Raw genomic sequence first — 23,877 nt, forward strand, 5'->3', positions numbered from 1 at the left:
GATATCTCTCCAAGCGCGCGAAAAAACCAGGAGCCCGCTTCATGCACGACAAGCTGTTTCATTCACCGGTCGCACTGTCGGTCGGCCTCGGCTTCAAGCGCGAGATTGCCTCGCTGGCCGAAATGCACGATTTCCTCACCAATTGGACCACCTCCCGCCGCGGCCCGCTCTACCGAAATGCGGTGAAGGCATGTGATCTGGCCGTTCCAGGTTATGTGAGCGTCGAGCAGGCGCGCCGGGCGTTGCTCGAATTCGCGCAAGCCGCGGGCATCCTGTGGCCGGACCTCGAGCCGGTGGCGGGCGTGCACGCCGTTGCGCGTGGTTATGGCGGCTACGCCGCCTGAAGATTGATGTTCCCCGTGGCGGCTGAAGCCACACCACCATAGAAAGCCCGGCTGGCCCCCAGCCGGGCTTTCCCGTTTCCGGCAGCTCGCAAGGAAATCGCAATCCTGTGGTTGGCCGTGTGCCTTGGGCGAAAATCCCTGGGTGGAGTGTTGGGAAGAGCCCGCGCAAAAATCTTTATGACATTCCTATTTCTTTCCACTGCGCCCTGTCTCGAACCTTTATGGCGATCGGGTCCATATTCCTTTCAGAAACACAACCGGTTCCGTCGCCAAAGATGCGACGGGCCACTTCCGATATATTGCGAACTCTCCTGTCAAATTCGCAAAGTGCAAAAGAACAAAAGGAATAAACACAATGGATATAGCTGTTATCGGGATCGGAATTTTGTTCTTCGCCTTTTGTTTCGCCTACATCAAAGCTTGTGACGCGCTCTAGAGCGAGGCTGAAAAAATGATCATCGACTATATTCTCGGTGGCGGCGTTACGCTGTTCCTGCTCGCCTATCTGACATACGCCCTCGTTCGTCCAGAACGCTTCTGAAGGCACGGAAAGCCCACAGCCATGACACTGAACGGTTGGATACAGATCCTGGTCTATTGCGGGATCGTCATATTGCTGGTGAAGCCGCTCGGCGGCTACATGTACCGCGTCTTCAACGGCGACCGCACGCTGCTTTCGCCGGTCCTTCGCCCGCTTGAGCGCGGGCTTTATCGTATCTGCGGAACCAGCGAACGCGAGGAACAGCACTGGACCACCTACGCGGTCGCCCTGCTGCTCTTCAACCTCGCCGGCTTCCTGGTGCTTTATGCCCTGCAGCGTCTGCAGGGCAGCCTGCCTTACAATCCTGCCGGCATGACAGCGGTTGAACCAGGGCTGGCCTTCAACACCGCCGCCAGCTTCATGACCAACACCAACTGGCAGAACTATGGTGGCGAGAGCACGATGTCCTATCTCGTGCAGATGGCCGGGCTGACGGTGCAGAACTTCGTTTCGGCGGCCACCGGCATTGCCATCGCCATCGCGCTGATCCGCGGCTTTGCGCGGGCCTCCGGCAAGTCGATCGGCAATTTCTGGGTCGATATGACCCGCTCCACACTCTATCTGCTTCTGCCGTTCTGCATCGTGCTGACGCTGGTCTATGTCTGGCTCGGCATGCCGCAGACGCTCGGCGCCTACGTCAACGCCACGACGCTGGAAGGCGCGCAGCAGACCATCGCCGTCGGCCCGGTCGCTTCGCAGGTGGCCATCAAGATGCTCGGCACTAATGGCGGCGGTTTCTTCAACGCCAACGCCGCGCACCCGTTCGAGAACCCCGACGCGATCTCCAACCTGATCCAGATGGTGTCGATCTTCGCCATCGGCGCCGCCTTGACCAACGTCTTCGGCCGCATGATCGGCAACCAGCGTCAGGGCTGGGCGATCCTCTCGGCCATGGGCGTCATGTTCATCGCCGGTGTCGCCATCTGCTATTGGGCGGAAGCCGCCGGCAATCCGCTGGTGCATGCGCTGGGCATCGACGGCGGCAACATGGAGGGCAAGGAGACGCGTTTCGGCACCGCCCTGTCGGCGCTGTTTGCCGTCATCACCACGGCCGCTTCCTGCGGCGCGGTGAACGCCATGCACGGCTCGTTCACCGCGCTCGGCGGCATGATCCCGATCATCAACATGCAGCTTGGCGAAGTCATCGTCGGCGGTGTCGGCGCGGGTCTCTACGGCATCCTGATGTACATCGTCGTTGCCGTCTTCGTTGCCGGCCTGATGGTCGGCCGCACGCCCGAATATCTCGGCAAGAAGATCGAGGCCAAGGAGGTCAAGATGGCTATGCTGGCCATACTATGCCTGCCGCTGGCGATGCTGATCTTCACGGCCATCGCCGTCGTGCTGCCGACCGGCGTGGCGTCGATGGGCAATGCCGGCCCGCACGGCTTCTCCGAGGTTCTGTATGCCTACACTTCGGCGGCGGCCAACAACGGTTCGGCCTTTGGCGGCCTCAGCGGCAACACGCCCTGGTACAACATCACGATCGGCATCGGCATGCTGATGGGCCGCTTCCTGGTCATCATCCCGGCGCTGGCCATTGCCGGCTCGCTGGTGGCGAAGAAAACGGTTCCGGCTTCCGCCGGCACCTTCCCGACCGATGGCCCGCTGTTCGTCGGGCTGCTGGTCGGCGTCATCCTGATCGTCGGTGGCCTCACCTTCTTCCCGGCGCTCGCCGTCGGGCCGATCATCGAGCACCTGGCGATGGCTCACGGGCAGACCTTCTGAGACCGTCATGTCCTGGTTCAATGCCATGCGCCGCAAGGTCGGCCACAGGGACGATCCCGGAAAGGAGGAGAGACCTCCTCCTTTCCCGACCCTGTCGACGTTTCTCGGCCTTGCGGCAGTCATGCTCGTCCTCTGGCTGCTGGCCTACGGGCCGCCCTATCTCTTTTCGGCATCCGATCATCCGGTGCCGTCCAACAACACCGAAGCCGGAGCTTCAAAATGAGCAACTCGAAATCAGCCAGCATCATGGATGCCAGCATCCTGCTTCCCGCCATTGGCGGCGCCTTCCGCAAGCTCGACCCGCGCACGCTGGCCAGGAACCCGGTGATGTTCGTCGTTGCCGTCGTCTCGGCGCTCACCACGGTGCTGTTCGTCAAGGACCTGGTCACCGGAGGCGGCAATCTCGGCTTCACGCTGCAGATCATCATCTGGCTTTGGTTTACCGTGCTGTTCGCCAACTTCGCCGAAGCGGTCGCAGAAGGCCGCGGCAAAGCGCAGGCGGATTCGCTGCGCAAGGCACGCACAGAGACCCAGGCCAAGCTTTTGAGCGGTGAAGACCGCACCAAATACAAACTCGTGCCCGGCACCAGCCTCAAGGTCGGCGATGCCGTGCTGGTCGAGGCCGGCGACATCATCCCGTCCGACGGCGAAGTGATCGAAGGCGTTGCTTCGGTCAACGAGGCTGCGATCACGGGCGAATCCGCGCCGGTCATTCGCGAATCCGGTGGCGACCGTTCGGCGGTCACCGGTGGCACCCAGGTGCTGTCCGACTGGGTCCGCGTCCGCATCACCGCCGCCTCCGGCCATACCTTCCTCGACCGCATGATCTCACTGGTCGAAGGTGCCGAGCGCCAGAAGACGCCGAACGAGATCGCGCTCAACATCCTGCTCGTCGGCATGACGCTGATCTTCGTGCTGGCCACCGCGACGATCCCGAGTTTTGCCTCCTACTCGGGCGGCTATATCTCGGTGACCGTTCTGGTGGCGCTGTTCGTCACCTTGATCCCGACCACGATCGGCGCGCTGCTTTCGGCCATCGGCATCGCCGGTATGGACCGTCTGGTGCGATTCAACGTGCTGGCCATGTCGGGTCGCGCCGTGGAAGCCGCAGGCGACGTCGACACGCTGCTGCTCGACAAGACCGGCACGATCACACTAGGCAACCGCCAGGCGACGCAGTTTCGCCCGGTCAAGGGCGTCACCGAACAGGAACTGGCCGACGCGGCCCAGCTTGCCTCGCTCGCTGACGAGACGCCGGAAGGCCGCTCCATCGTCGTTCTGGCCAAGGAGAAATACGCCATCCGCGCCCGCGACATGGCAACGCTGCACGCCACTTTCGTGCCCTTCACAGCGCAGACCCGTATGAGCGGCGTCGACATCGATGGTTCATCGGTGCGCAAGGGCGCCGTCGATTCCGTGCTTGCCCATGTCAACCAGTCGGCAGCCGCCGCCCATGGCACGCGCCCAAGCAGCGAATCCATCCGCGATCTCCAGTCCATCGCCGACGAGATCGCCAAGTCCGGCGGCACGCCGCTGGCGGTCGAACGCGACGGGCGCCTGCTCGGCGTCGTCCACCTCAAGGACATCGTCAAGGGCGGCATCAGCGAGCGTTTCACCGAACTGCGCCGCATGGGCATCCGCACGGTGATGATCACCGGTGACAATCCGATGACGGCGGCGGCGATCGCCGCGGAAGCCGGCGTCGACGACTTCCTCGCGCAGGCCACACCGGAGGACAAGCTGAAGCTGATCCGCGACGAACAGGCCAAGGGCAAGCTGGTGGCCATGTGCGGCGACGGCACCAACGATGCGCCAGCCCTCGCACAAGCCGATGTCGGTGTCGCCATGAACACCGGCACGGTCGCAGCGCGCGAAGCCGGCAACATGATCGATCTCGATAGCGATCCGACCAAGCTCATCGAGATCGTCGAGATCGGCAAGGCGCTCTTGATGACGCGGGGCTCGCTGACGACCTTCTCGATCGCCAACGACGTGGCCAAGTATTTCGCCATCATTCCGGCGATGTTCGCCGTCTTCTACGTCGCACCGGGACAAACGACCGGCCCGCTGCAGGCACTCAACGTCATGCATCTGGCGACGCCGCAAAGCGCCATCCTGTCGGCCATCATCTTCAACGCACTGATCATCATCGCGCTGATCCCGCTGTCGCTGAAGGGCGTCAAATACCGCGCCATCGGCGCCGGCGCGCTGCTCAGCCGCAATCTTCTCGTCTACGGCCTCGGCGGCCTCATCGTGCCGTTCGTCGGCATCAAGGCGATCGACATGATCGTCACCGCGCTTGGCCTCGCTTAACTCTTTGTTTTAACGCAATTCCGGACGGAAAACCGCTTCACACTTTTCCTGGAATTGCTTTGAGGAACATCTCCATGCTCACCCAGATAAGACCCGCGATCATCATGATCGTCTTCTTCACGGTCCTGACCGGCCTGATCTATCCGATCGGCATGACCGGCATCGCCCAGGCGATCTTCCCGCGCCAGGCCAATGGCAGTCTGATCGAGAAGGATGGCAAGGTTATCGGCTCCGAACTGATCGGCCAGGGCTTTGCCAGCGACAAGTATTTCCATGGCCGCCCCTCGGCCGCCGGCGACGGCTACAACGCCGCCGCCTCGAGCGGCAGCAATCTCGGCCCGACCAATCCCAAGCTGATCGACCGCATCAAGGGCGATGCGGAAAGACTGAAGGCGGAGAATCCGAACCAGCCCGTCCCGATGGACCTGGTGACGACGTCCGGCAGTGGCCTCGATCCCGATATCAGTCCCGAAGCAGCCTACTTCCAGGTCGCCAGGGTGGCCAAGGCCAGGGGGATCGATGAAGCCAAGGTCAAGGCGCTTGTCGACAGTCAGGTCGAGGGCAGGGAACTCGGCTTCATGGGCGAACCGGTGGTCAATGTGCTCGGTCTCAACCTTGCGCTGGACGCCGCGAAACAGTGAATGGTGCGGGCTGGGGATCGACAGTATCTCCGGCGCCATCCATGATCGGTCCCGATGCCGGACGACAGAAACAACGACGCCAGACCTTCTCCCGACGCACTGCTTGACCATGCCGAGCGGGAAGGTCGCGGCCGGCTGCGGATATTCCTGGGTGCCGCTCCCGGCGTAGGCAAGACCTATGAGATGCTGATGTCGGGCCGCGCCAGGCTGACCGACGGCGTGGATGTGGTGATCGGTGTCGTCGAGACGCATGGGCGCAAGGAGACACTGGCCCTGGTCGAGGGTTATGAGGTCATTGCCCGCCGCAAGGTCGACTACAAGGGGCGCATCCTCGACGAGATGGACATCGACGCCATCCTCGCCCGGCGCCCGGCGCTGGTTCTTGTCGACGAACTCGCCCACACCAATGCGCCCGGCAGCCGCCATCCCAAGCGCTATCTCGACGTCCAGGAAATCCTGACGCACGGCATCGACGTCTACACGACGCTCAACATCCAGCATGTCGAAAGCCTGAACGACGTTGTCGCCCAGATCACCAAGGTCAGGGTTCGCGAGACGGTTCCCGATTCCATCATCGACCAGGCCGACGATGTCGAGATCATCGATCTCACTCCCGACGACCTGATCAAGCGGCTCGAGGAAGGCAAGGTCTATTTCCCCAACACCGCGCAGCGCGCGATCGAGAACTATTTCTCGCCGGGCAATCTGACGGCGCTCAGGGAGCTGGCGCTGCGCCGCACCGCGCAGCGCGTCGACGACCAGTTGCTGATCCATATGCAGGCCCACGCCATTCCTGGACCGTGGGCTGCGGGGGAAAGGGTACTCGTCTGCGTCGACGCGCGTCCGGGCGGGGCGGCGCGTATTCGCTACGCGCGCAGGTTGGCCGACCGGCTCCGTGCCCCGTGGACGGCGCTGCATGTCGACAGCCCTCGCTCGGCCAGCATGCCCGAAGCGGACAAGGATCGGCTCGCTACGAACCTGCGGCTTGCCGAACAGCTCGGCGCCGAGGTGACCACCATTCCCGGTCAGAACATCGCGCAGGACATTGTTCGCCATGCGACGGCGAACAATTTCACCCATATCGTGGTCGGCAGGCCGACCCGGTCGCGCTGGCGGGAATTGATCGAAGGCTCGCTCACCTACGATCTCATCCGCAACGCCGGTGACATCAGCGTCCATGTCATTTCAGGAACCGAACGCAACGCCGAGGTGACGTCGAGGAGTGTCAAGGCGGCGGACGAGCAGTGGCAGTTCGAGATCTGGCCCTATCTCAAGGCCACGGCCTTTGTCATCGGTTCGCTCGCCTTCGCCGTCGTTCTCGACCAGTTTCTCGACGTTCGCAACCTGGCGATCATTCTTCTCATCGGCGTACTGGCATCGGCGGTAACCGGCGGTCTGTGGCCGGCTCTGTACGCTTGTTTCGCCAGCGCCCTTGCTTTCAATTATTTCTTCCTGGAGCCTCGTTATACGCTGACGATCCGGGATCCGGAGAGCATCGTCGCGCTTGGCGTCTTTCTCGTCGTTGCGGTCATCGCCAGCAATCTGACGGCGCGCGTGCAGCGCCAGGCGGTCGCCGCCCGCTCGCGGGCGCGGGCCACGGAAGACATCTACCTCTTTTCAAAGAAGCTCGCCGGCGCCGGCACGCTCGACGACGTCCTTTGGGCCACGGCCTTCCAGATCGCCTCGATGCTGAAGCTGCGGGTGGTGCTGCTTTTGCCGGAAGACGGGACCATCACCGTCAAGGCCGGCTATCCGCCCGACGACACGCTGGCCGAAGCCGACATCGCCGCCGCCCGCTGGGCCTGGGAGCACAATCGTGCCGCGGGTCGCGGCGCCGACACGCTTCCAGGCGCCAAGCGCCTCTATTTGCCCTTGCGGACGGGGCGCACGGCCATCGGGGTCGTCGGCCTGGACAACGACAAGCAGGGTCCGCTGCTGACGCCCGAGCAGCAGCGGCTGCTTGACGCACTGGCCGACCAGGCGGCGGTCGCCATCGAACGTATTCAATTGGTTGCTGACGTCGACCGTGCCAAGCTCGCGGCCGAGGCGGACAGGCTGCGCTCGGCGCTGCTCACCTCCATTTCCCATGATCTGAAAACGCCGCTCGCTGCCATCATGGGCGCGGCTGGCACGCTGCGGGATTTTTCAGTCGCGCTTCCCGAACCGGACCGGGCCGAACTGCTGTCGACGGTGCTGGACGAATCCGAGCGGTTGAACCGCTTCATCGCCAATCTGCTCGACATGACCAAGATCGAGTCCGGCGCGATGGAGCCGAACTACGCCTTTCACTATGTCGGCGACATCGTCGGCTCCGCCTTGCAAAGGGCCAGGAAAATCATTGGCGAGCACAAGATCGAGACCGACATCCCCAAGGATTTGCCGATGTTGAAGGTCGACCCGGTGCTGTTCGAGCAAGCGTTGTTCAATCTTCTCGACAATGCGGCGAAATATGCCCCGGCAGGCTCGACGATTCGCATGCAGGGTTGGACCGACAATGGCTCCGTCCTGCTGCAAATCATGGATGAAGGGCCAGGCATTCCTCCCGGCGATCTGGAACGGATTTTCGACACGTTCTATCGAGTGCGCAAGGGCGACCAGATCCGCGCCGGTACGGGGCTCGGCCTGTCGATCTGCCGCGGCTTCGTCGAAGCGATGGGTGGCACGATCATGGCGGCAAACCGGACCGACGGTTCGGGCGCGGTGTTCACCATCAAAATGCCCAGGCCGGCAAATCCGCCCAATTTCGACGCTTCGAATACCGACGACCACGATGTGGGTGACCTGGCATGACAAACTCGAACGTCAGGATATTGGTCGTCGATGACGAGCCGCCGATCCGCAAGCTGCTGCGCGTCGGGCTCGGCAGCCAAGGTTATGCGGTCAGCGAGGCGCCGAACGCGAAGGTGGCGATCGAGCTGATGGAGGCGGAGAAGCCGGACCTCGTCCTGCTCGACCTTGGGCTGCCCGGCATGAGCGGCCATGAGCTGCTGCGCAAATGGCGCGACGATGGTCTCGACATTCCAGTGGTCATCCTGTCCAGCCGGACCGACGAGGCCGGTATCGTCCAGGCCCTGGAACTCGGCGCCGACGACTATGTCACCAAACCCTTCGGCATGAACGAGCTGGTCGCCCGCATTCGGGTGGCGCTTCGCCACAAGTTCCAGCAGCAGGGCGAGAAGCCGATTTTCCAGACCGGCGATCTCAGCGTCGACCTGGTCAGGCGCATCGTCAAGGTCGAGGGCAAGGAGGTAAAGCTCTCGCCGAAGGAATACGACATCCTGCGCATGCTGGTGCAGCACGCCGGCAAGGTGCTGACCCATCATTTCCTGTTGAAGCAGGTCTGGGGCGACTCGACCGACGTGCAGTATCTCAGGGTCTATGTGCGGCAGCTCAGGCAGAAGATCGAGAAGAGCCCCGACCAGCCGCGCTACATCACCACCGAGACCGGCGTCGGCTACCGCCTGCGCGAGGTCGAGTGAGCAGGCCAGGTTTTAGCCGATAGCTTCCCGTGGCTGGCCAAGCGGTCTGGAAACCCGCAAGGCCGCGAGGCAGCCGACAATGCCGAGCGGCACGAAGGCAAGAAACAACCACGACGCGACATTCGCCGCCGCGTCGTGGTTCAGACCTTGCGAAAAGCCGCTGGCGTTGGCGACGATGCCGGCGAGTGCGGCGCCCACGGCATAGCCGATGCGCTGCATGGTCGGCACCGCCGCCGAGGCGATGGTCTGCTCGCCCTCCGGCGCGGAGGCCACGATGACGCGCGTGAGGAAGGGCCAGGCCACGCCGAAGCCGCCGCCTTGCAGCAGGGCGCAGATCAGGATCAGCGGAATGGAGCCCAGCGGTATCGCATACGCAAAGCCTGCGATGCCGGCCGCGATCATCACCGCGCCGCCGACGATGATCAGCCGCTCGCGCTGCGGCGGCGCGTTGGCGACCAGGATCGACAGGATCGACCAGGCGATCGATTCGGCGGCGATGATGTAGCCGGTGGTCAGCAGCGGAATGTCGTGAAGACTGGTCAGCAACAGCGGCCCGTAGACGCCGAAGGAACAGGTCGCCACCGAAAAGGCGGCAGCCATGGTCATGCCGGCGCCGACCGGCGTGCGCCACGAGAACAGCCGCGCCGGAAACAGCCGCGAACGCGGCTTCAGCGCGTCGATGGTGAAGAACAGCACCAGGCCTATCAGGCCGAAGGCCATCAGCAGCGAAGAGCGCAGCAAGGCGATGTCGACGCCGGCCGAGGCAATCAACACCACGGCGACGGCAAGGCAGCCAAGGGCCGCGAACGGGAAGGGCGGCGCCTTGCCCGTGCTCGTCTTGGGTTTCGTCGCCTGCGGCGTGTCGAGCACGATGAAGCTTGCCAGCGCCATGGCAGTGCCGCCGAGAGTAAAGATGCCGAAGGCCCAGCGCCATGACAACAGCTCGGTCATGATCGCGCCGAGCAATGGTCCGCTGAAGGCGGCGACGCCCCAGATCGCCGACATGATGCCGAAAAGCTGCGGCCAGATGGCGCGCGAGAACAGTCGTTCGACCGAGACGAAGGCCAGCGACACCAGCGCACCGCCGCCAAGTCCTTCGATCAGGCGGCCGGCGAGGAACAGTGGCATGGAAGGCGAGGTGGCGCATATCAGCGCGCCTGCTGCGTAGAGCAGCGCGGCGACCACCATGTTGGTGCGCAAGGGGACATAACTCACCAGTCGTCCGGCGGCTGCGCCGGCAACGATGGCGCCGAGTTCGTAGATCGCCAGCGACCAGCCGACGAGCTGTACGCCCGCCAGTTCGCCGACCATGGCCGGCATCACCGTTGCCACCATCGTCTCGTTGGTGGCGTGCAGCAGGATGCCGAGGCTGATGAAGCAGAAGCGCGCCAGGTCGCCGCTTGCCCACAATAAGCGCCAGTCGACCCTGTTCGTGCTGATCTCGGTCATTTCCACCCCTGTCTTGCATATCTCGACGCCAGCGCAGCACGCCAGAAGCCAGTACGGGTTTCCGGCAGGACCATGCGAATCGACAGCGCCGGATCGAGGCGTTGTGGCGTTCGGGGCAGGTTTGTAAAACCTCAACCGGGGTTGAGCTCAAGCGGTTTTTTTGAAGATCGTTCGCGCGGCAGCCTTTCCGGTTGCGGGTTCGTTGCGCGATCAGTTCTCGGTGCTGCGCAGCTGGAATTGGCTGACGCCGATCGCGAGGTTCATGCCGGTCTGCGTCTGCAAGCTGAGCGGCTGCAAGGTGAAGGCCTGAGAGGAGCCGCCGACCAGCAGATTGGCGCCGGCGCCGACGGCGGCCGTCACCTCCGCGCTGGCGCCGATGTAGTCGCCGGCCAGCGCACCCGGCGCATAGATGTTCTTCAGCGGCGTCAGCACGATCCACTGCATGACCGTCTGCTTCGTCGTGCCGATGTCGAGGCCGTATTTGTTGACAGCGCCGAAATAGGCTTCCGGCGCGAAGCTTTTGTCGGCGGGGTTAAAGGTGCAGCTCAGATCCTTGCTCGAGCCGAAGATGAAGCCGGTGCCGCCGCCTATGGCGCAGTCAAGCGTACCGACTTCCATGCCTCGGTCCTGCGCCTGCACCGCTCCGGATAGCGTGGTGAACATGGCGGCAGCTATGGCTGTCTTCAGCATGATGGTTCCCCTCCAAAATCAAACGGCGCGGAACCATCCTATCTGGTTCCGCGCCGCGGAGTGAGGGGCATGGAGCGCACGGCTCCATGCAATCACTTGAATGAATGGATCAACTGGAGCGAGGTCACGGCCACGGCAAGGTTGACGCCGGTCTGCGCCTGGACGCTGAGCGGCTCCAGCATGAAGGCGCTGTCCAGGCCGCCAACCAGCAGATTGGCGCCGCCGCCGGTCACCACGCTCGCTTCGGCGTTGACACCGTAGTAGCTGCCGGCGAGATCGCCTCCGTCACTGTCCCGGGCCGCAGCCAGCACGGCCCAGACGAGCTGGCCCTGATGCGTCTGGCCGACATCGAGGCCGATCTTGGAAATGACGCCTGTGTAAACCTCGGACGGCCCGTGATGATGAGGCCGGAAGACACAGGACACGCCCTTGTTGGAAGCGACGATATAAGCGGTGCCGCCGTCGATGGTGCAATCGAGCGTGCCGAGTTGCAGCTTGCCGGCGCTGGCCGGAGCCACCGCGAACATCGTCGTGGCGAGGGCAGCGGCGCAGGCGAGTTTCTTGATCATGGGAGGGTCCTTTCGCAAAATACTTTCAACAACGGCTTGGGTGGGTAGACCGTTCCGCCGAAAACTTGGCGCGATCAAGGCAGGGGCCGAAAGCCTCCTGCCGGGGTTAATGCGCGGTTGCGAAGTGCGTCCTTTCGGACACGCAAAGAATCCCGCGGCACTTGGATGTCATGCGGATTTGTATGGGAAGCCGAAACCGAGATCAGCTGACGCGGGCGAGGCCATCCTTGGCCGGCTGGTAGGTAGGGTCGAGGCGAACGGCTTCCTTATAGGATTTCGCGGCCTTCGCCTTGTCGCCGCGCCGCTCATAGATCAGCGCCTGGTTGGACCAGGCCTCGGCATTCCTGCCGTCGAGCTTGATCGCCATGTTGAAATCGGAGAAGGCATTGTCTTCGTCGTTGGTCGCCAGATAGGAGAGGCCGCGGCCATTGTAGGGTTCGGCGGCGTCCGGCGCCAGCGAGATGGCGGTCGAGAAGTCCTCGATGGCGAATTTGTGCTGGCCCTGGCTCTGATAGATCAGGCCTCGATTGTGGTAGGCGCGCGCGTCGGTCGTATCGAGCTGGATCGCCTTCTGAAAGTCGTTGAAGGCGTCCTGGGTGCGACCCGCCTTGCGGTAGAGATTGCCGCGGCCGATATAGGCGGCGTCATAGTTCGAGTTGATCTGGATCGAACGGTTGTAGTCCGCCAGCGCGGCTTCCTGGTTGCCGAGGAAGCGCTGGATGAGCGCGCGATTCGAATAGGCCTGGAAGAAATTCGGATTGAGCTGGATGGCTTGATTGAAATCCTTGAGCGCCGCCTGGTACTGACCGCCACGGCCATAGGCCGAGCCGCGCACATTGTAGCCTTCGGGATCCTGGGGATTGCGCTGGATGACCCCCGACAGCGAGGAAATGTTCTCGCTCGACCCTTGCGCCTTGTCGATGTTGTTGAATTCACCGGTCGGGCCTGCCGTTTGGCAGCCGGCAAGCGCCAGTCCGGAGAGCAGGGCTGCTGTCAGGGCGAAACCACGCAATGCGGTCCCGCGCTCCACGCTTGTTGCGTTCATGTCTGCCCTGTCCTCACTTCAAGCCGCGTCGTTCAGGTCCGGCTCCCCCTCCGGACCGGTCACATCAAACAAAAAGGTGGCGGCGATTCCACATCGCGCCACCTCTGATATCCTTCGAAAAGGACGAAAAATTGGCGTTAGAACCGCGGCGGACGCGGAGCGCCACCTGCACCGCCGGCGGCGCCAGCAGCGACCGGGCGCGGCGTCATCGGCAGCAGGCCTTCGCGCTGGGCGCGCTTGCGGGCCAGCTTGCGGGCGCGGCGAACGGCTTCAGCCTTTTCGCGGGCGCGCTTCTCGGACGGCTTCTCGTAGTGACCGCGCATCTTCATTTCACGGAAAATGCCTTCGCGCTGCATCTTCTTCTTGAGAGCGCGAAGCGCCTGATCAACGTTATTGTCGCGGACGAGTACCTGCACGGGCAATCCTGTCTTTCGGGTTTGATATCAACAGGCAAGCGGCCATAGCCACTAGCCTCCGCGGCGGTTTACACCACGAATTGTGGCGGCTGATAGCAGAATCATGCCGCGCTGTCCACAGCGGAAATGAATTTGCGGGGCCAGCCGCCGTCTGTTTGCCTTGATATAAGGAGCCGACTAGGCCGTCGCGAGGTGCAGCAGCTCGAAATCCTCGAAGAACTCGCCGTAGTCGCAGGTGATCTCCTCGCCCACGGCGATGTCGCGGGTCGCGGTGGCCCCGCCATATTGCGAAAAATCCGTATTCGGATTGCTGGAATGGTTCATGAAGCGGCCATTGTCGACTTCATAGACCAGGAAACCTGGCCGGTCCGGGCTCGGATAGGCATAGCGGTCGAGCAGCTCCCTGAGATGCGGGGGTGCCGTCTCGTATTTGTCCATGGGGATCAGCCGGTCGAAATCCGGATCGAGCCGCCAGATCGAAGCGCCTTTCCTGATCGGCTCCGCGGCGAACACGCCGACACCTTCGATCGCACTCGCAGTCACATAGGTTCTGATCAGCATCATGGTTCCAGACCCGCTTTTGGACATAAACGGAATCGCCAAATCGCGGCGTAAAATCAAGAGCGGCCGTTTGCCTGGCGGTTATGAGCATGCATCCCGCCGCTGGAATCTTCACGTCCGGTTGATCGACACGCCGCCATCGGCAAACAGAGCCGCTCCGGTGGTGAAGCTCGAGGCGTCGGAGGCGAGATAAAGTGCCGAGCGGGCGATCTCCTCCGGCATCGCGATACGCTTCAAAGCATGCAGGCCTTCGACGAAAACCCGTGATTCCGGGGTCTTGAAGGTTGCCGCCGGTGTGTCGGTGCCGCCGGGCAGCAGCGCGTTGACCCGCACGCCTTTCGGGCCGTATTCGGCGGCCAGCACCTGTGTCAGTCCGATCAGGCCGGCCTTGCTCGCGGCATAACTAGTCATGCCGGGCATGCCGACTGTGTGACCAACGAAGGTGGAGGTGAAGATCAGCGAACCGCCGCCGCGCTCGATCATTGCCGGCACCTGGTATTTGGCGCCGAGAAACGCGCTGGTGAGGTTGGTGTCGAGCGTCTCGCGCCATCCCTCCAGCGGCAGGTCCGAAATCGGCCCCATCCGGCCAACGGCGCCGGCATTGTTGAAGGCGATGTCGAGCCCGCCGAACTTTTCGACCGCCAGATCGACAAGGGCCTTTGCATAGGCTTCGTCCCTGACATCGCCGGCAAGCGCGATGGCCGCGCCATCATTGTCTTCTATCTCGGCGACGAGCGTATCGAGCTCGGCCTGACGGCGGGCGGCGACGATGACCTTGGCGCCTTCCTCGGCAAAGAGTTTTGCCGAGGCCCGGCCGATGCCGGAACTGGCGCCGGTGACGATGGCGATCTTGTTTACGAGTGCGAACATTTCTGCATCCTTTTCTTCGCGCCGGCCTGACCGGCAGTTGGGGTGCTTGGTCGCAGATCGAGGCAAGGCGAGCCACCCGATACGTGCCAAGATGCTGGAAAGCGCCGACGCACCAGATGCGTCTTTTTCACCACGGCGCAAAACGGCAAGCGCCGTCGCAAACAGCGCAAGGGTGGAAGCGCTGTTTCGCTAGTGATACACCTCGCGCGCCGGGACCGAACGAACGCCGGCCGCCATTCGCGAAGCCTTTTTGGGGCGAGGTTGGGACGTTGAAGAAATATTCGGTATTCGCCATCGCCCGGGAAGCCATGCGCGGCCACAAGGGCTGGGAGGAACAGTGGTCCTCGCCTGAGCCCAGGAAAGAATACGACGTCATCATCGTCGGCGCCGGCGGCCATGGCCTGGCCACCGCCTATTACCTCGCCACGGTGCACGGCATCACCAATGTCGCGGTGCTGGAAAAGGGCTGGCTCGGCGGCGGCAACACCGGCCGCAACACCACCATCATCCGCTCCAACTATCTCTATGACGAGAGCGCCGGCATCTACGACCACGCGCTGAAGCTGTGGGACGGGCTCAGCCAGGAGCTCAATTACAACGTCATGTATTCGGCGCGGGGCGTCATGATGCTCGCGCACAATGTGCACGACGTGCAGGTGCTGAAGCGTCACGTTCACGCCAACCGGCTGAACGGCATCGACAATGAGTGGCTGACGCCGGAGCAGGCGAAGGAATTCTGCCCACCGCTCAACACCTCCAAGGAGGCGCGCTATCCGGTGGTCGGTGCGTCGCTGCAGCGGCGCGGCGGCACGGCCCGTCATGACGCCGTTGCCTGGGGCTATGCGCGCGGCGCCTCGGCGCGCGGCGTCCACATTATCCAGAATTGCGAGGTTACCGGGGTCAAGCGGGCGGCCAATGGCGCGGTGATGGGCGTCGACACGACGCGCGGCTTCATCGGCGCCAAGAAGGTGGGCGTCGTTGCCGCCGGCCATTCCTCCGTCATCATGAACATGGCCGGCGTGCGCATGCCGCTGGAAAGCTATCCGCTGCAAGCGCTGGTGTCGGAACCGGTCAAGCCGGTGGTTCCCTGCGTGGTGATGTCGAACACGGTGCACGCCTATATCTCGCAGTCCGACAAGGGCGAGCTGGTGATCGGCGCCGGCACCGACCAGTATGTCTCCTACTCGCAGACCGGCGGCTTGCACATATTGCAGCATACGCTCGACGCCATCTGCGAGATGTTCCCGATCTTCACGCGCATGAAGATGCTGCGCTCGTGGGGCGGCATCGTCGACGTCACGCCCGACCGCTCGCCGATCCTGGCCAAGACGCCGGTGCCCGGCCTCTATGTCAATTGCGGCTGGGGCACGGGCGGCTTCAAGGCGACGCCGGGATCGGGCCATGTCTTTGCCCATACGATCGCCAGGGACGATCCGCATCCGATCAACGCGCCCTTCACCATCGAGCGCTTCCGCACCGGACGGCTCATCGACGAGGCGGCGGCGGCGGCGGTGGCGCACTGATGATGGCGCAGATGGCTGTCGCGATGCCGCTGATGCTGGCGGGGGAACAAGTGCTGGCGGGGGAACGGGGCATGTTCCATTTTCCCTCGCCGGACGAAGTGCGCACGCAGCCGATCAGCCGCACCGGCAACGAAACCGTCTGGCCGTTTTCGGTCGATGACGGCACGCTGGCCTGCGTCTGGAGTGGCGGCCAGAGAGTGGTGATGTTCTTCGAGGGACGACCCGAAGGACTCGACGAGGCCGAGACATTCCAGCCGCGTCAAGTCATCGTCACCACCGATCCGATGCAGCTCACCCTCGGCAACATGGCGTCCCGCGATCTGTTTCGTCCCGCTGCAAGCGTGGAAGAGCGCATCCGGCTCGTCGCACCGTTCGCGACCTTGGGACAGAAGCTTTGCGATCAACCGGCGGGCGCCCACGTCGGCCACGGCGAATTGTAGGAACCAGGACAATGCTTCTCATCCGCTGCCCCTATTGCGAGGAAGAGCGTCCGGAACTCGAGTTCCGCAACGCTGGCGAGGCGCACATCGCGCGCTCGGCCAATATGGCCGGCGAGAGCGACGACGATTTTGAAAAGTTCTTCTTCATCCGCTCCAACCCCAAGGGCATCATTTATGAGCGCTGGCGGCACATGCATGGCTGTGCGCGCTTCTTCAATGCCGTACGCGACACCGTCACCGACAAATTCGTCATGACCTACAAGGCCGGCGAGCCCAAACCCACCAAGCTGCCGAAAAACTCCAACGAAGTGGTTGCCAAATGAGCGGCGCGTTCCGCATTCCCTGCGCTGGCCGCTTCAGCCAAGCCAAGACCGCGCGGTTCAGCTTCGATGGCCAGTCCTATGCCGGCATCGAGGGCGACACGCTGGCCTCGGCGCTGCTCGCCAATGGCGTCCATCTCGTCGGCCGTTCGTTCAAGTACCACCGTCCGCGCGGCATCCTGTCGGCGGGCGCCGAGGAGCCGAACGCCCTGGTCGAAATCAGGCGCGACGCGGCACGCAAGACGCCGAACGTGCGGGCGACCGTGCAGGAGCTCTATGATGGGCTTGATGCGCAGTCGCAGAACCGCTGGCCGTCACTGTCCTTCGACCTCGGTGCGGTCAGCGATATCGCCTCGCCGCTGCTTTCGGCCGGCTTCTACTACAAGACCTTCATGTGGCCGAAAGCGGCGTGGAAGACGCTCTATGAGCCAAAGATCCGCGCCGCGGCCGGTCTTGGCGTTTCCCCGGACCAGCCGGATCCCGACCATTATTCATCGCGCTATGCGCATTGCGACGTGCTGGTGCTGGGCGGCGGTGCGGCAGGCATCGCGGCAGCGCTTGCGGCGGCCGAGACCGGCGTGCGCGTCATCCTCGCCGACGAGCAGGCCGAGTTCGGCGGCAGCCTGCGTTTCGAGAGCGGCGCGAAGATCGACGGCCAGGACGGTTTTGCCTGGGCGCAAGCTGCCGTGGCGAAGCTCGCCGCGATGGACAATGTCCGCGTGCTGTCGCGCACGACGGCGTTCGGCTACTATGCGCAGAATTTTATCGGGCTGGTCGAGCGTGTCAGCGAACATCTGAGGACCCCCGGCCACGATCTGGCGCGCGAGCGGCTTTGGCAGGTCCGGGCCAAGCGCGTGGTGCTGGCCTCCGGTGCGATCGAGCGCCACATGGTGTTTGCCGACAATGACCGGCCCGGCATCATGCTGGCGGGTGCCGCGCGCACCTATCTCAACCACTATGGCGTCGCCGTCGGCAGGAATGTCGGCGTCTACACCGCCAATGATTCCGCCTATGCAGCGGCGATCGACCTGAAGAAAGCCGGCGTCAACGTGGCGGCGATCGTCGATCTGCGCGACAATCCGACCGGACCGGTGATCGACGAGGCGAGGGCGCTCGGCATCGAGGTCAATTTCGGCCGCGCGGTGATCCGCGCCGGCGGCAAGCTCAGGGTCTCGTCGATGACCGTGCAGCCGAAGAATGGCGGCGGCGAACGCACCATCGCGGTCGATGCGATACTGATGTCGGCCGGCTGGACGCCGTCGGTGCATCTGTTCTCGCAGTCGCGCGGAAAGGTCGCCTTCAACGACGAGACCAAGCGCTTCGTGCCGGGCATCTATGCGCAGGACTGCGTCTCGGTCGGCGCCTGCAACGGCACCGACGGGCTGTCTGCGACGGTCGATGAGGCCTATGCGGCAGGCGCCAAGGCGGCCAGGGATGCGGGTGCCAAAACCGCCAAGGGCAGCAAGCCGAAGGTAGACGCCTCGGAGAGCTGGTCGCGCGGCATGCTGGGTGCAGCGCCCGGCGCCGGGTCGGATACGACGGTGAAGGCCTTCGTCGATTTCCAGAACGACGTCACCGCCAAGGACATCCGCCAGGCGGTGCACGAAGGCATGCGCTCGATCGAGCACGTCAAGCGCTTCACCACCAACGGCATGGCGACCGACCAGGGCAAAACCTCCAACATGCACGGCTTGGCGATTGCCGCCGAGACGCTGGGCAAGCCGATCCCGGAAGTCGGCCTGACCACGTTCCGGGCGCCCTATACGCCGGTCACCTTCGGCGCGATCGTCAGCCATGCGCGAGGTCCGCTGTTCGACCCGACACGCAGAACCGCGATCCATCCCTGGGCCGAGGCGCAAGGTGCCATGTTCGAGGATGTCGGCCAGTGGAAGCGCGCCTGGTATTTCCCCAAGGCGGGCGAGGACATGCACGCGGCGGTCGACCGCGAATGCGTCGCCGTGCGCAAGACGGCTGGCCTGTTCGATGCCTCGACGCTGGGCAAGATCGAAGTGGTCGGGCCGGACGCGGCCAAATTCATGGAACTGCTCTACACCAACCCATGGGAGAAGCTGCAGCCCGGCCGCTGCCGCTACGGCATCATGCTGCGCGAGGACGGGTTCATCTATGATGACGGCGTCGTCGGCAGGCTGGCCCCCGACCGTTTCCACGTGACGACGACGACCGGCGGCGCGCCGCGCGTCATGAACCATATGGAGGACTATCTCCAGACCGAGTTCCCGCATCTCAATGTCTGGCTGACCTCGATCACCGAGCAATGGGCTGTTATCGCGGTGCAGGGACCCAAGTCGCGCGACATCATCGCGCCGCTGCTCGAAGGCATCGACATGTCGGACGAGGCGCTGCCGCACATGTCGGTGCGCGAAGGCAAGATCTGCGGCGTGCCGACGCGGCTGTTCCGCATGTCGTTCACCGGCGAGCGCGGCTTCGAGGTGAACGTGCCGGCCGACTATGGCCAGGCGGTCTGGGAAGCGCTGTGGGCCGAAGGCCAGAAGCATGGTGCGGCTGCTTATGGCACCGAGGCGATGCACGTGCTGCGCGCCGAAAAGGGCTACATCATCGTCGGCCAGGACACCGACGGCACGGTAACGCCGAACGACGCCGGCCTCGATTGGGCGGTCGGCAAGAAGAAGCCGGACTTCGTCGGCATCCGCGGCCTGACGCGGCCAGATCTGGTCGCCAAGGGCCGCAAGCAATTGGTCGGCCTGAAGACCAGGGATCCCAAGGTGGTGCTGGAAGAGGGCGCGCAGATCGTCGAGGACCCGAAGCAGGCGATCCCGATGAAGATGATCGGCCATGTCACCTCGAGCTACTGGTCGGAAAATTGCGGCCGCTCGATCGCTCTGGCGCTGGTCGCCGGCGGCCGCGACCGGATGGGCGAGACCCTCTATGTGCCGATGCCGAACGGGGTGATCGAAGTGGAGGTTACCGGCATGGTGTTCTTCGACGAGACGGGAGGGCGCCTCAATGGCTAAGGCCGCTGCAAGAAAGACGGCTCCGGCCGCATCGCCTTCGGTCGAACGCCGTCCGGCGCTGGCTGGGCGCAGCACCACTGCCGCCAGCGTCAAGGTCGAGGTGCTGCCGCCGGCCGAGCGCGTTTCATTACGGGCGCCGGAGGCTTCGGTCGCAGCGCTTTCAAAGGCGCTCGGCGTGACCTTGCCGAACAAGCCGAAAACCGCTGCCGCGAACGGCGGGCGCACCGCTCTGTGGCTCGGCCCCGACGAATGGCTGGTCATCGATGAGGCCGACAACGATCCGCTCGCCGATTGCGCCAAAGTATCCGCGCTGCATTCGGCGGTCGGCGTCTCGCATCGCAACATCGCGATATCAGTGATGGGTGCCGGAGCGGCGGCGGCGATCAATGCGGGCTGCCCGCAGGACCTGTCGCTCGACGCCTTCCCGGTGGGAGCAGCGTCGCGCACCATCCTGGGCAAGACCGAGATCGTGCTGCTGCGCACGGGTAACGACGCCTTCCGGGTCGAATGCTGGCGTTCCTTCTCGGACTATGTCTTTACTTTGCTGTCCGAGGGATCGCGCGACGCGGCGGTCTGAACTCGGAACGTTTTGCAGGGCACGCTCGTTCTGCATCCGCACGCCGAGGGAGAATGCCGATGCCGTCGAATTCCGCGCCGAAGTCGCCGGTCATAAAGACATCGGCTGTCCGCTCGCTCGAACACGAGCGGCACGAAGCGCCGAGCGCCGAAGACGAACTCGAGGAAGGCCTCGAAGACACGTTCCCGGCCAGCGATCCGATATCCATCACTGGAACGGCCATTCCTGGAGCTCCGGCAAAACCAGGCAAGGCCAAGACCGTGCCCGGGCGCAAGAGGCGCAAGCCGTAGTTTCCATCGGGCAAGATCTCATCGGGCCTTCTCAATCCCCTTGGACATGCTATTTAAAGCGCTTTGGGAGATGAAAATGCCGACAAAAGCGATCGTATGGGGCGAGAACGTCCACGAGCAGACCAATGAAGCCGTGCGCGACCTCTATCCCTTGGGGATGCACGGCACCATTGCCGCCGCCCTCAACCAGGACAAGGGCATCGAGGCGACCACCGCCACCTTGCAGGAACCCGAACATGGCCTGAGCGAGAAGCGCCTGGCGGCCACCGACGTGCTTTTGTGGTGGGGCCACGCGGCGCATGGCGAGGTCAAGGACGATATCGTCGAGCGGGTGCAGAAGCGGGTCTGGGAAGGGATGGGCCTGATCGTGCTCCATTCCGGCCACTACTCGAAGATATTCAAGCGGCTGATGGGCACGCCCTGTTCGCTGAAATGGCGCGAGGCGGGCGAGCGCGAGCGCGTCTGGGCGATCAACCGCGGCCACCCGATCGCGCAAGGCATCGGCGAGTGCCTGGAGATCGGCGAGACGGAAATGTATGGCGAGCCGTTCGCCGTGCCGGAGCCGCTCGAGACGGTGTTCGTCTCCTGGTACGAGGGTGGTGAGGTGTTCCGATCCGGGCTGACCTACCAGCGCGGTGCAGGACGGATCTTCTACTTCTCGCCCGGCCACGAGACCTATCCGATCTATCACAATGAGGGCGTGCAGCAGGTGCTGCGCAACGCCGTCCATTGGGCGCACAACCCGGCGCCGGCCTGGTCCGGCATCACCAACGCGCCGAACGTGCCGACGGATGCGGCCAAGGAGAAGATCGTGCAGAAGGGGCTGCGCCTGCATGCCGACGGCGACAAGGGCCTGAGTTGATTCGGGCCTGAGCTGATCGGGGCCTGAATTGCTTAAGGCGTGAGTTGATTGGGGCTTGGGGCTAATGCACCGAATTCTTCTGCTCGGCACCGGCGGTATCGCCGGGCATCATGTCGAGGAGTTTGCCGAGATCCCGGGCTGCAGCATCGTCGCCTGTGTCGACCAGATGCCCGGCCGCGCCGCAGCGTTTGCCGCCGTCAGCAAGATCGGCGAATCTTTCGAGAGCCTGGAGGCGGCGATCGCCTGGGGTCAGTTCGATGCCGCCATCAACGCGACGCCGGATGGTGCGCATATGGCGACGACGCTGGCGCTGCTTGCCCAGGGAAAGCATGTGTTTTGCGAAAAGCCGCTGGCGCCGAACCACGCCGACGCGCTTGATATGACCGAAGCGGCCGAGGCTGCAGGGGTGGTCAACATGGTCAACCTGACCTATCGCAACTCACCGGCGATTCATGAAGCGCGGCGCATGGTGCTGGCCGGCGAGATCGGCGAGCTGCGCCATGTCGAGGCGAGCTACCGGCAAAGCTGGCTGGTCAGCCAGTCATGGGGCGACTGGCGGGTCGAGGACAAATGGCTGTGGCGCTTGTCCAGCCGGCACGGTTCAACCGGCGTGCTGGGCGACGTCGGCATCCACATCCTGGACTTCGCCACCTATGGCGCCGATCAGGACATCGTCAGCCTCCACGCCGATCTGGTGACGTTTCCGAAGGCCGAGGGCGAGCGCATCGGCGACTATCTGCTGGATGCCAATGACAGCGTGGCGATGACGGCCCGGCTCAGTTCCGGCGCGCTCGCCACGATCGCGGCGAGCCGCTACATGACCGGCCACGCCAACGATTTGTCGCTGGCCCTGCACGGCACCAAGGGCGCCATCAGGGTCGAGACCGACGGCAAGGCATCTAACCTGTCGGCCTGTCTCGGCGGCGATGTCGATCTTCAGCAATGGCGAACGCTGGCGCTGCCCAGTGTCAAGCGCAATGCGCGACGCTTTGCCGATGCGCTGGATACAGGCCGGAATGGCGATCCGTCGTTCCGGCGTGCCGCCGACATGCAGAAGCTGATTGACGCGGCCTTCGAGAGTTCAGCGGCGAAGCTGCCGGTTTCGGTCAGCTGAAGTTTCCACCTGACCGGCTTGTGCCGGCCAGAAGTGATGTCCTGCAAATATCAGAACGAGCTCGGCACGATCCAAGGATTGATGTCGATGCCGAGGCGCGGACCTCTGCCTTCAGCGGTATTTTCCGTGGCGCCCTTCTTCTCGACCGAACCGGTCGAAGCGCAATCGAGCTTCACGTTGGTCTTGGTGTCAACGCAGGCCGCCACCGGCGCATGCTTGACGAGGTGGGTGGTGTTGGCGGCGAAGGCCGAGCCCGAAAGTGCCAGCACGGCGGCGAGGGTGAGGAGTATCTTTTTCATTGTCAGTCTCCGTTTTCGACGGGTGAATTTCTCTCGTACATGTACGATGCACTGTACATATACGCCCGTCGATCGCGAAGTTCAAGGAAAACCGTACGCGTACAATAAATTTTTTGTTAACCAAGAAACCCCCCAGGTCTGGAGGGGAATACACAAACCAAAGGAAACGGCGTTCAGCAGTTGACCGGTGTCTCGGTCAGTGGCGGCACGTTTTGCGTGCTGAGCGTGGCAAGCGTGAAATCGCACATCCGCTTCACGAAGGCCTGCGGGTCGCCGAAGGGGTAGAACGGAAAGGTGATGAGCAGCGAGATCGTGCCGTGGCCGACCGCCCACAGCATGGTGGCGATGGCGCGCGGATCGCCCTGCAATTTGCCGGCGGCGACGCAGGCCTCGACCCTGCTGATCAGCACCTTCATAGCAGGGTTGCTCTCTTCCATTTCGTTGTAGCCTTCTGGCAGCTTGGTCTTTTCGGTCATGAACACGGTGCGGTATTCGTTGGGATTGCCGAGTCCGAAAGCGGCATATTCGGTCATCACCGCCTGCAAGGCCTCGATCGGATCGTCGGACGGATGCTCCTCGATGCGGCGGGCAAGCGTCTCGAATGCATCCTCGGCCAGAGCGAACAGGATGTCCTGCTTGTCGGCGAAGTAGGAATAGACCGACATCGGGGCGTAGCCGACCCGCTTGGCCAGCTTGCGGATGGTCAGGCCTTCATAGCCTTCCTCCTGGACGAGCTTGTGCGCGGCCTCGACCAGTTCGGAGCGCAGTTCGGCCTTTTGTTTCTCGCGGCGTGTCGGGACGCTCGGCGGCAAGATC

The 23,877-nt window shown here is 63.6% G+C and carries 25 protein-coding genes; 16 read left to right on the forward strand and 9 right to left on the reverse strand.

Going from position 1 to position 23,877, the window contains the following annotated elements; genetic code table 11:
- Positions 1-41 precede the first annotated feature (41 nt).
- From NKH97_RS09805 to NKH97_RS09840, 8 genes are all read left to right on the forward strand, one after another.
- Positions 42-344 (forward strand): DUF982 domain-containing protein, encoded by a 303-nt coding sequence (locus NKH97_RS09805; protein ID WP_023810142.1) that lies wholly within the window; start codon positions 42-44, stop codon positions 342-344.
- A gap of 451 nt (positions 345-795) precedes the next feature.
- Positions 796-885: a K(+)-transporting ATPase subunit F gene (locus tag NKH97_RS09810; RefSeq protein WP_023810140.1), complete on the forward strand. Its 90-nt coding sequence runs from the start codon at positions 796-798 to the stop codon at positions 883-885.
- Positions 886-906: 21 nt separating this feature from the next.
- Positions 907-2,610, forward strand: coding sequence for a potassium-transporting ATPase subunit KdpA (gene kdpA / locus NKH97_RS09815; RefSeq protein WP_352629535.1), 1,704 nt, complete (start codon positions 907-909; stop codon positions 2,608-2,610).
- A 7-nt stretch (positions 2,611-2,617) separates the two neighbouring features.
- Positions 2,618-2,833, forward strand: a complete 216-nt coding sequence (locus NKH97_RS09820) for a hypothetical protein (protein ID WP_352629533.1) — start codon at positions 2,618-2,620, stop codon at positions 2,831-2,833.
- Positions 2,830-4,923: a potassium-transporting ATPase subunit KdpB gene (gene kdpB / locus NKH97_RS09825; RefSeq protein WP_352629531.1), complete on the forward strand. Its 2,094-nt coding sequence runs from the start codon at positions 2,830-2,832 to the stop codon at positions 4,921-4,923. Before NKH97_RS09820 ends, kdpB begins: the two co-directional genes overlap by 4 nt.
- 74 nt (positions 4,924-4,997) lie before the next feature.
- Positions 4,998-5,564: a potassium-transporting ATPase subunit KdpC gene (kdpC, locus tag NKH97_RS09830; RefSeq protein WP_352629529.1), complete on the forward strand. Its 567-nt coding sequence runs from the start codon at positions 4,998-5,000 to the stop codon at positions 5,562-5,564.
- A gap of 54 nt (positions 5,565-5,618) precedes the next feature.
- Complete coding sequence (locus NKH97_RS09835; protein ID WP_352629527.1) at positions 5,619-8,354, forward strand: DUF4118 domain-containing protein; 2,736 nt, start codon at positions 5,619-5,621, stop codon at positions 8,352-8,354.
- Positions 8,351-9,043: a response regulator transcription factor gene (locus NKH97_RS09840; RefSeq protein ID WP_352629525.1), complete on the forward strand. Its 693-nt coding sequence runs from the start codon at positions 8,351-8,353 to the stop codon at positions 9,041-9,043. The genes NKH97_RS09835 and NKH97_RS09840 overlap by 4 nt, the downstream gene beginning before the upstream one ends.
- Before the next feature lie 12 nt (positions 9,044-9,055).
- Here the strand turns inward: NKH97_RS09840 and NKH97_RS09845 are convergent, their stop codons facing one another.
- The 7 genes from NKH97_RS09845 to NKH97_RS09875 all read right to left on the reverse strand — a co-directional run bounded on the left by NKH97_RS09845 (position 9,056) and on the right by NKH97_RS09875 (position 14,643).
- Positions 9,056-10,492, reverse strand: coding sequence for an MFS transporter (locus NKH97_RS09845; protein WP_352774433.1), 1,437 nt, complete (start codon positions 10,490-10,492; stop codon positions 9,056-9,058).
- Between the two features lie 210 nt (positions 10,493-10,702).
- Complete coding sequence (locus NKH97_RS09850; protein ID WP_023810132.1) at positions 10,703-11,182, reverse strand: DUF992 domain-containing protein; 480 nt, start codon at positions 11,180-11,182, stop codon at positions 10,703-10,705.
- Between the two features lie 92 nt (positions 11,183-11,274).
- Complete coding sequence (locus tag NKH97_RS09855) at positions 11,275-11,751, reverse strand: DUF992 domain-containing protein (protein ID WP_352796390.1); 477 nt, start codon at positions 11,749-11,751, stop codon at positions 11,275-11,277.
- 202 nt (positions 11,752-11,953) lie between these two features.
- Positions 11,954-12,796, reverse strand: coding sequence for a tetratricopeptide repeat protein (locus tag NKH97_RS09860; protein ID WP_027037653.1), 843 nt, complete (start codon positions 12,794-12,796; stop codon positions 11,954-11,956).
- 137 nt (positions 12,797-12,933) lie between these two features.
- Positions 12,934-13,212: a 30S ribosomal protein S21 gene (rpsU, locus tag NKH97_RS09865; RefSeq protein WP_023810129.1), complete on the reverse strand. Its 279-nt coding sequence runs from the start codon at positions 13,210-13,212 to the stop codon at positions 12,934-12,936.
- 177 nt (positions 13,213-13,389) lie between these two features.
- On the reverse strand, positions 13,390-13,776 hold the full coding sequence (locus NKH97_RS09870; RefSeq protein WP_352440901.1) for an SET domain-containing protein: 387 nt from the start codon (positions 13,774-13,776) through the stop codon (positions 13,390-13,392).
- A 108-nt stretch (positions 13,777-13,884) separates the two neighbouring features.
- On the reverse strand, positions 13,885-14,643 hold the full coding sequence (locus tag NKH97_RS09875) for an SDR family oxidoreductase (RefSeq protein WP_352796395.1): 759 nt from the start codon (positions 14,641-14,643) through the stop codon (positions 13,885-13,887).
- A 269-nt stretch (positions 14,644-14,912) separates the two neighbouring features.
- On the opposite strand from NKH97_RS09875, the gene NKH97_RS09880 reads away from it, so the two are divergent.
- The 8 genes from NKH97_RS09880 (at position 14,913) to NKH97_RS09915 (ending at position 22,762) form a co-directional block, all read left to right on the forward strand.
- Entirely contained in the window at positions 14,913-16,166 is a 1,254-nt protein-coding gene (locus tag NKH97_RS09880) for a sarcosine oxidase subunit beta (RefSeq protein ID WP_023810126.1), read from the forward strand.
- Positions 16,166-16,606 (forward strand): hypothetical protein, encoded by a 441-nt coding sequence (locus tag NKH97_RS09885; protein WP_023810125.1) that lies wholly within the window; start codon positions 16,166-16,168, stop codon positions 16,604-16,606. Before NKH97_RS09880 ends, NKH97_RS09885 begins: the two co-directional genes overlap by 1 nt.
- Before the next feature lie 11 nt (positions 16,607-16,617).
- On the forward strand, positions 16,618-16,929 hold the full coding sequence (locus tag NKH97_RS09890) for a sarcosine oxidase subunit delta (RefSeq protein WP_023810124.1): 312 nt from the start codon (positions 16,618-16,620) through the stop codon (positions 16,927-16,929).
- A complete protein-coding gene (locus tag NKH97_RS09895) occupies positions 16,926-19,919 on the forward strand; it encodes a sarcosine oxidase subunit alpha (RefSeq protein ID WP_352774436.1) in 2,994 nt (997 codons plus the stop codon). The genes NKH97_RS09890 and NKH97_RS09895 overlap by 4 nt, the downstream gene beginning before the upstream one ends.
- Positions 19,912-20,496, forward strand: a complete 585-nt coding sequence (locus tag NKH97_RS09900) for a sarcosine oxidase subunit gamma (RefSeq protein ID WP_352440905.1) — start codon at positions 19,912-19,914, stop codon at positions 20,494-20,496. The genes NKH97_RS09895 and NKH97_RS09900 overlap by 8 nt, the downstream gene beginning before the upstream one ends.
- 59 nt (positions 20,497-20,555) lie before the next feature.
- Complete coding sequence (locus NKH97_RS09905) at positions 20,556-20,786, forward strand: hypothetical protein (protein ID WP_023810121.1); 231 nt, start codon at positions 20,556-20,558, stop codon at positions 20,784-20,786.
- A 76-nt stretch (positions 20,787-20,862) separates the two neighbouring features.
- Positions 20,863-21,648: a ThuA domain-containing protein gene (locus NKH97_RS09910; protein ID WP_023810120.1), complete on the forward strand. Its 786-nt coding sequence runs from the start codon at positions 20,863-20,865 to the stop codon at positions 21,646-21,648.
- 64 nt (positions 21,649-21,712) lie between these two features.
- Complete coding sequence (locus NKH97_RS09915; protein WP_352796399.1) at positions 21,713-22,762, forward strand: Gfo/Idh/MocA family protein; 1,050 nt, start codon at positions 21,713-21,715, stop codon at positions 22,760-22,762.
- A gap of 50 nt (positions 22,763-22,812) precedes the next feature.
- On the opposite strand, the gene NKH97_RS09920 is transcribed toward NKH97_RS09915, so the two are convergent.
- Together NKH97_RS09920 and NKH97_RS09925 are read right to left on the reverse strand one after the other, a co-directional pair.
- Positions 22,813-23,061 (reverse strand): DUF680 domain-containing protein, encoded by a 249-nt coding sequence (locus NKH97_RS09920; RefSeq protein WP_352440907.1) that lies wholly within the window; start codon positions 23,059-23,061, stop codon positions 22,813-22,815.
- Positions 23,062-23,234: 173 nt separating this feature from the next.
- Entirely contained in the window at positions 23,235-23,873 is a 639-nt protein-coding gene (locus NKH97_RS09925; RefSeq protein WP_023810117.1) for a TetR/AcrR family transcriptional regulator, read from the reverse strand.
- Between the last annotated feature and the right edge of the window lie 4 nt (positions 23,874-23,877).

This window comes from Mesorhizobium sp. M0870, from assembly GCF_040319775.1.
Classification (GTDB): domain Bacteria; phylum Pseudomonadota; class Alphaproteobacteria; order Rhizobiales; family Rhizobiaceae; genus Mesorhizobium.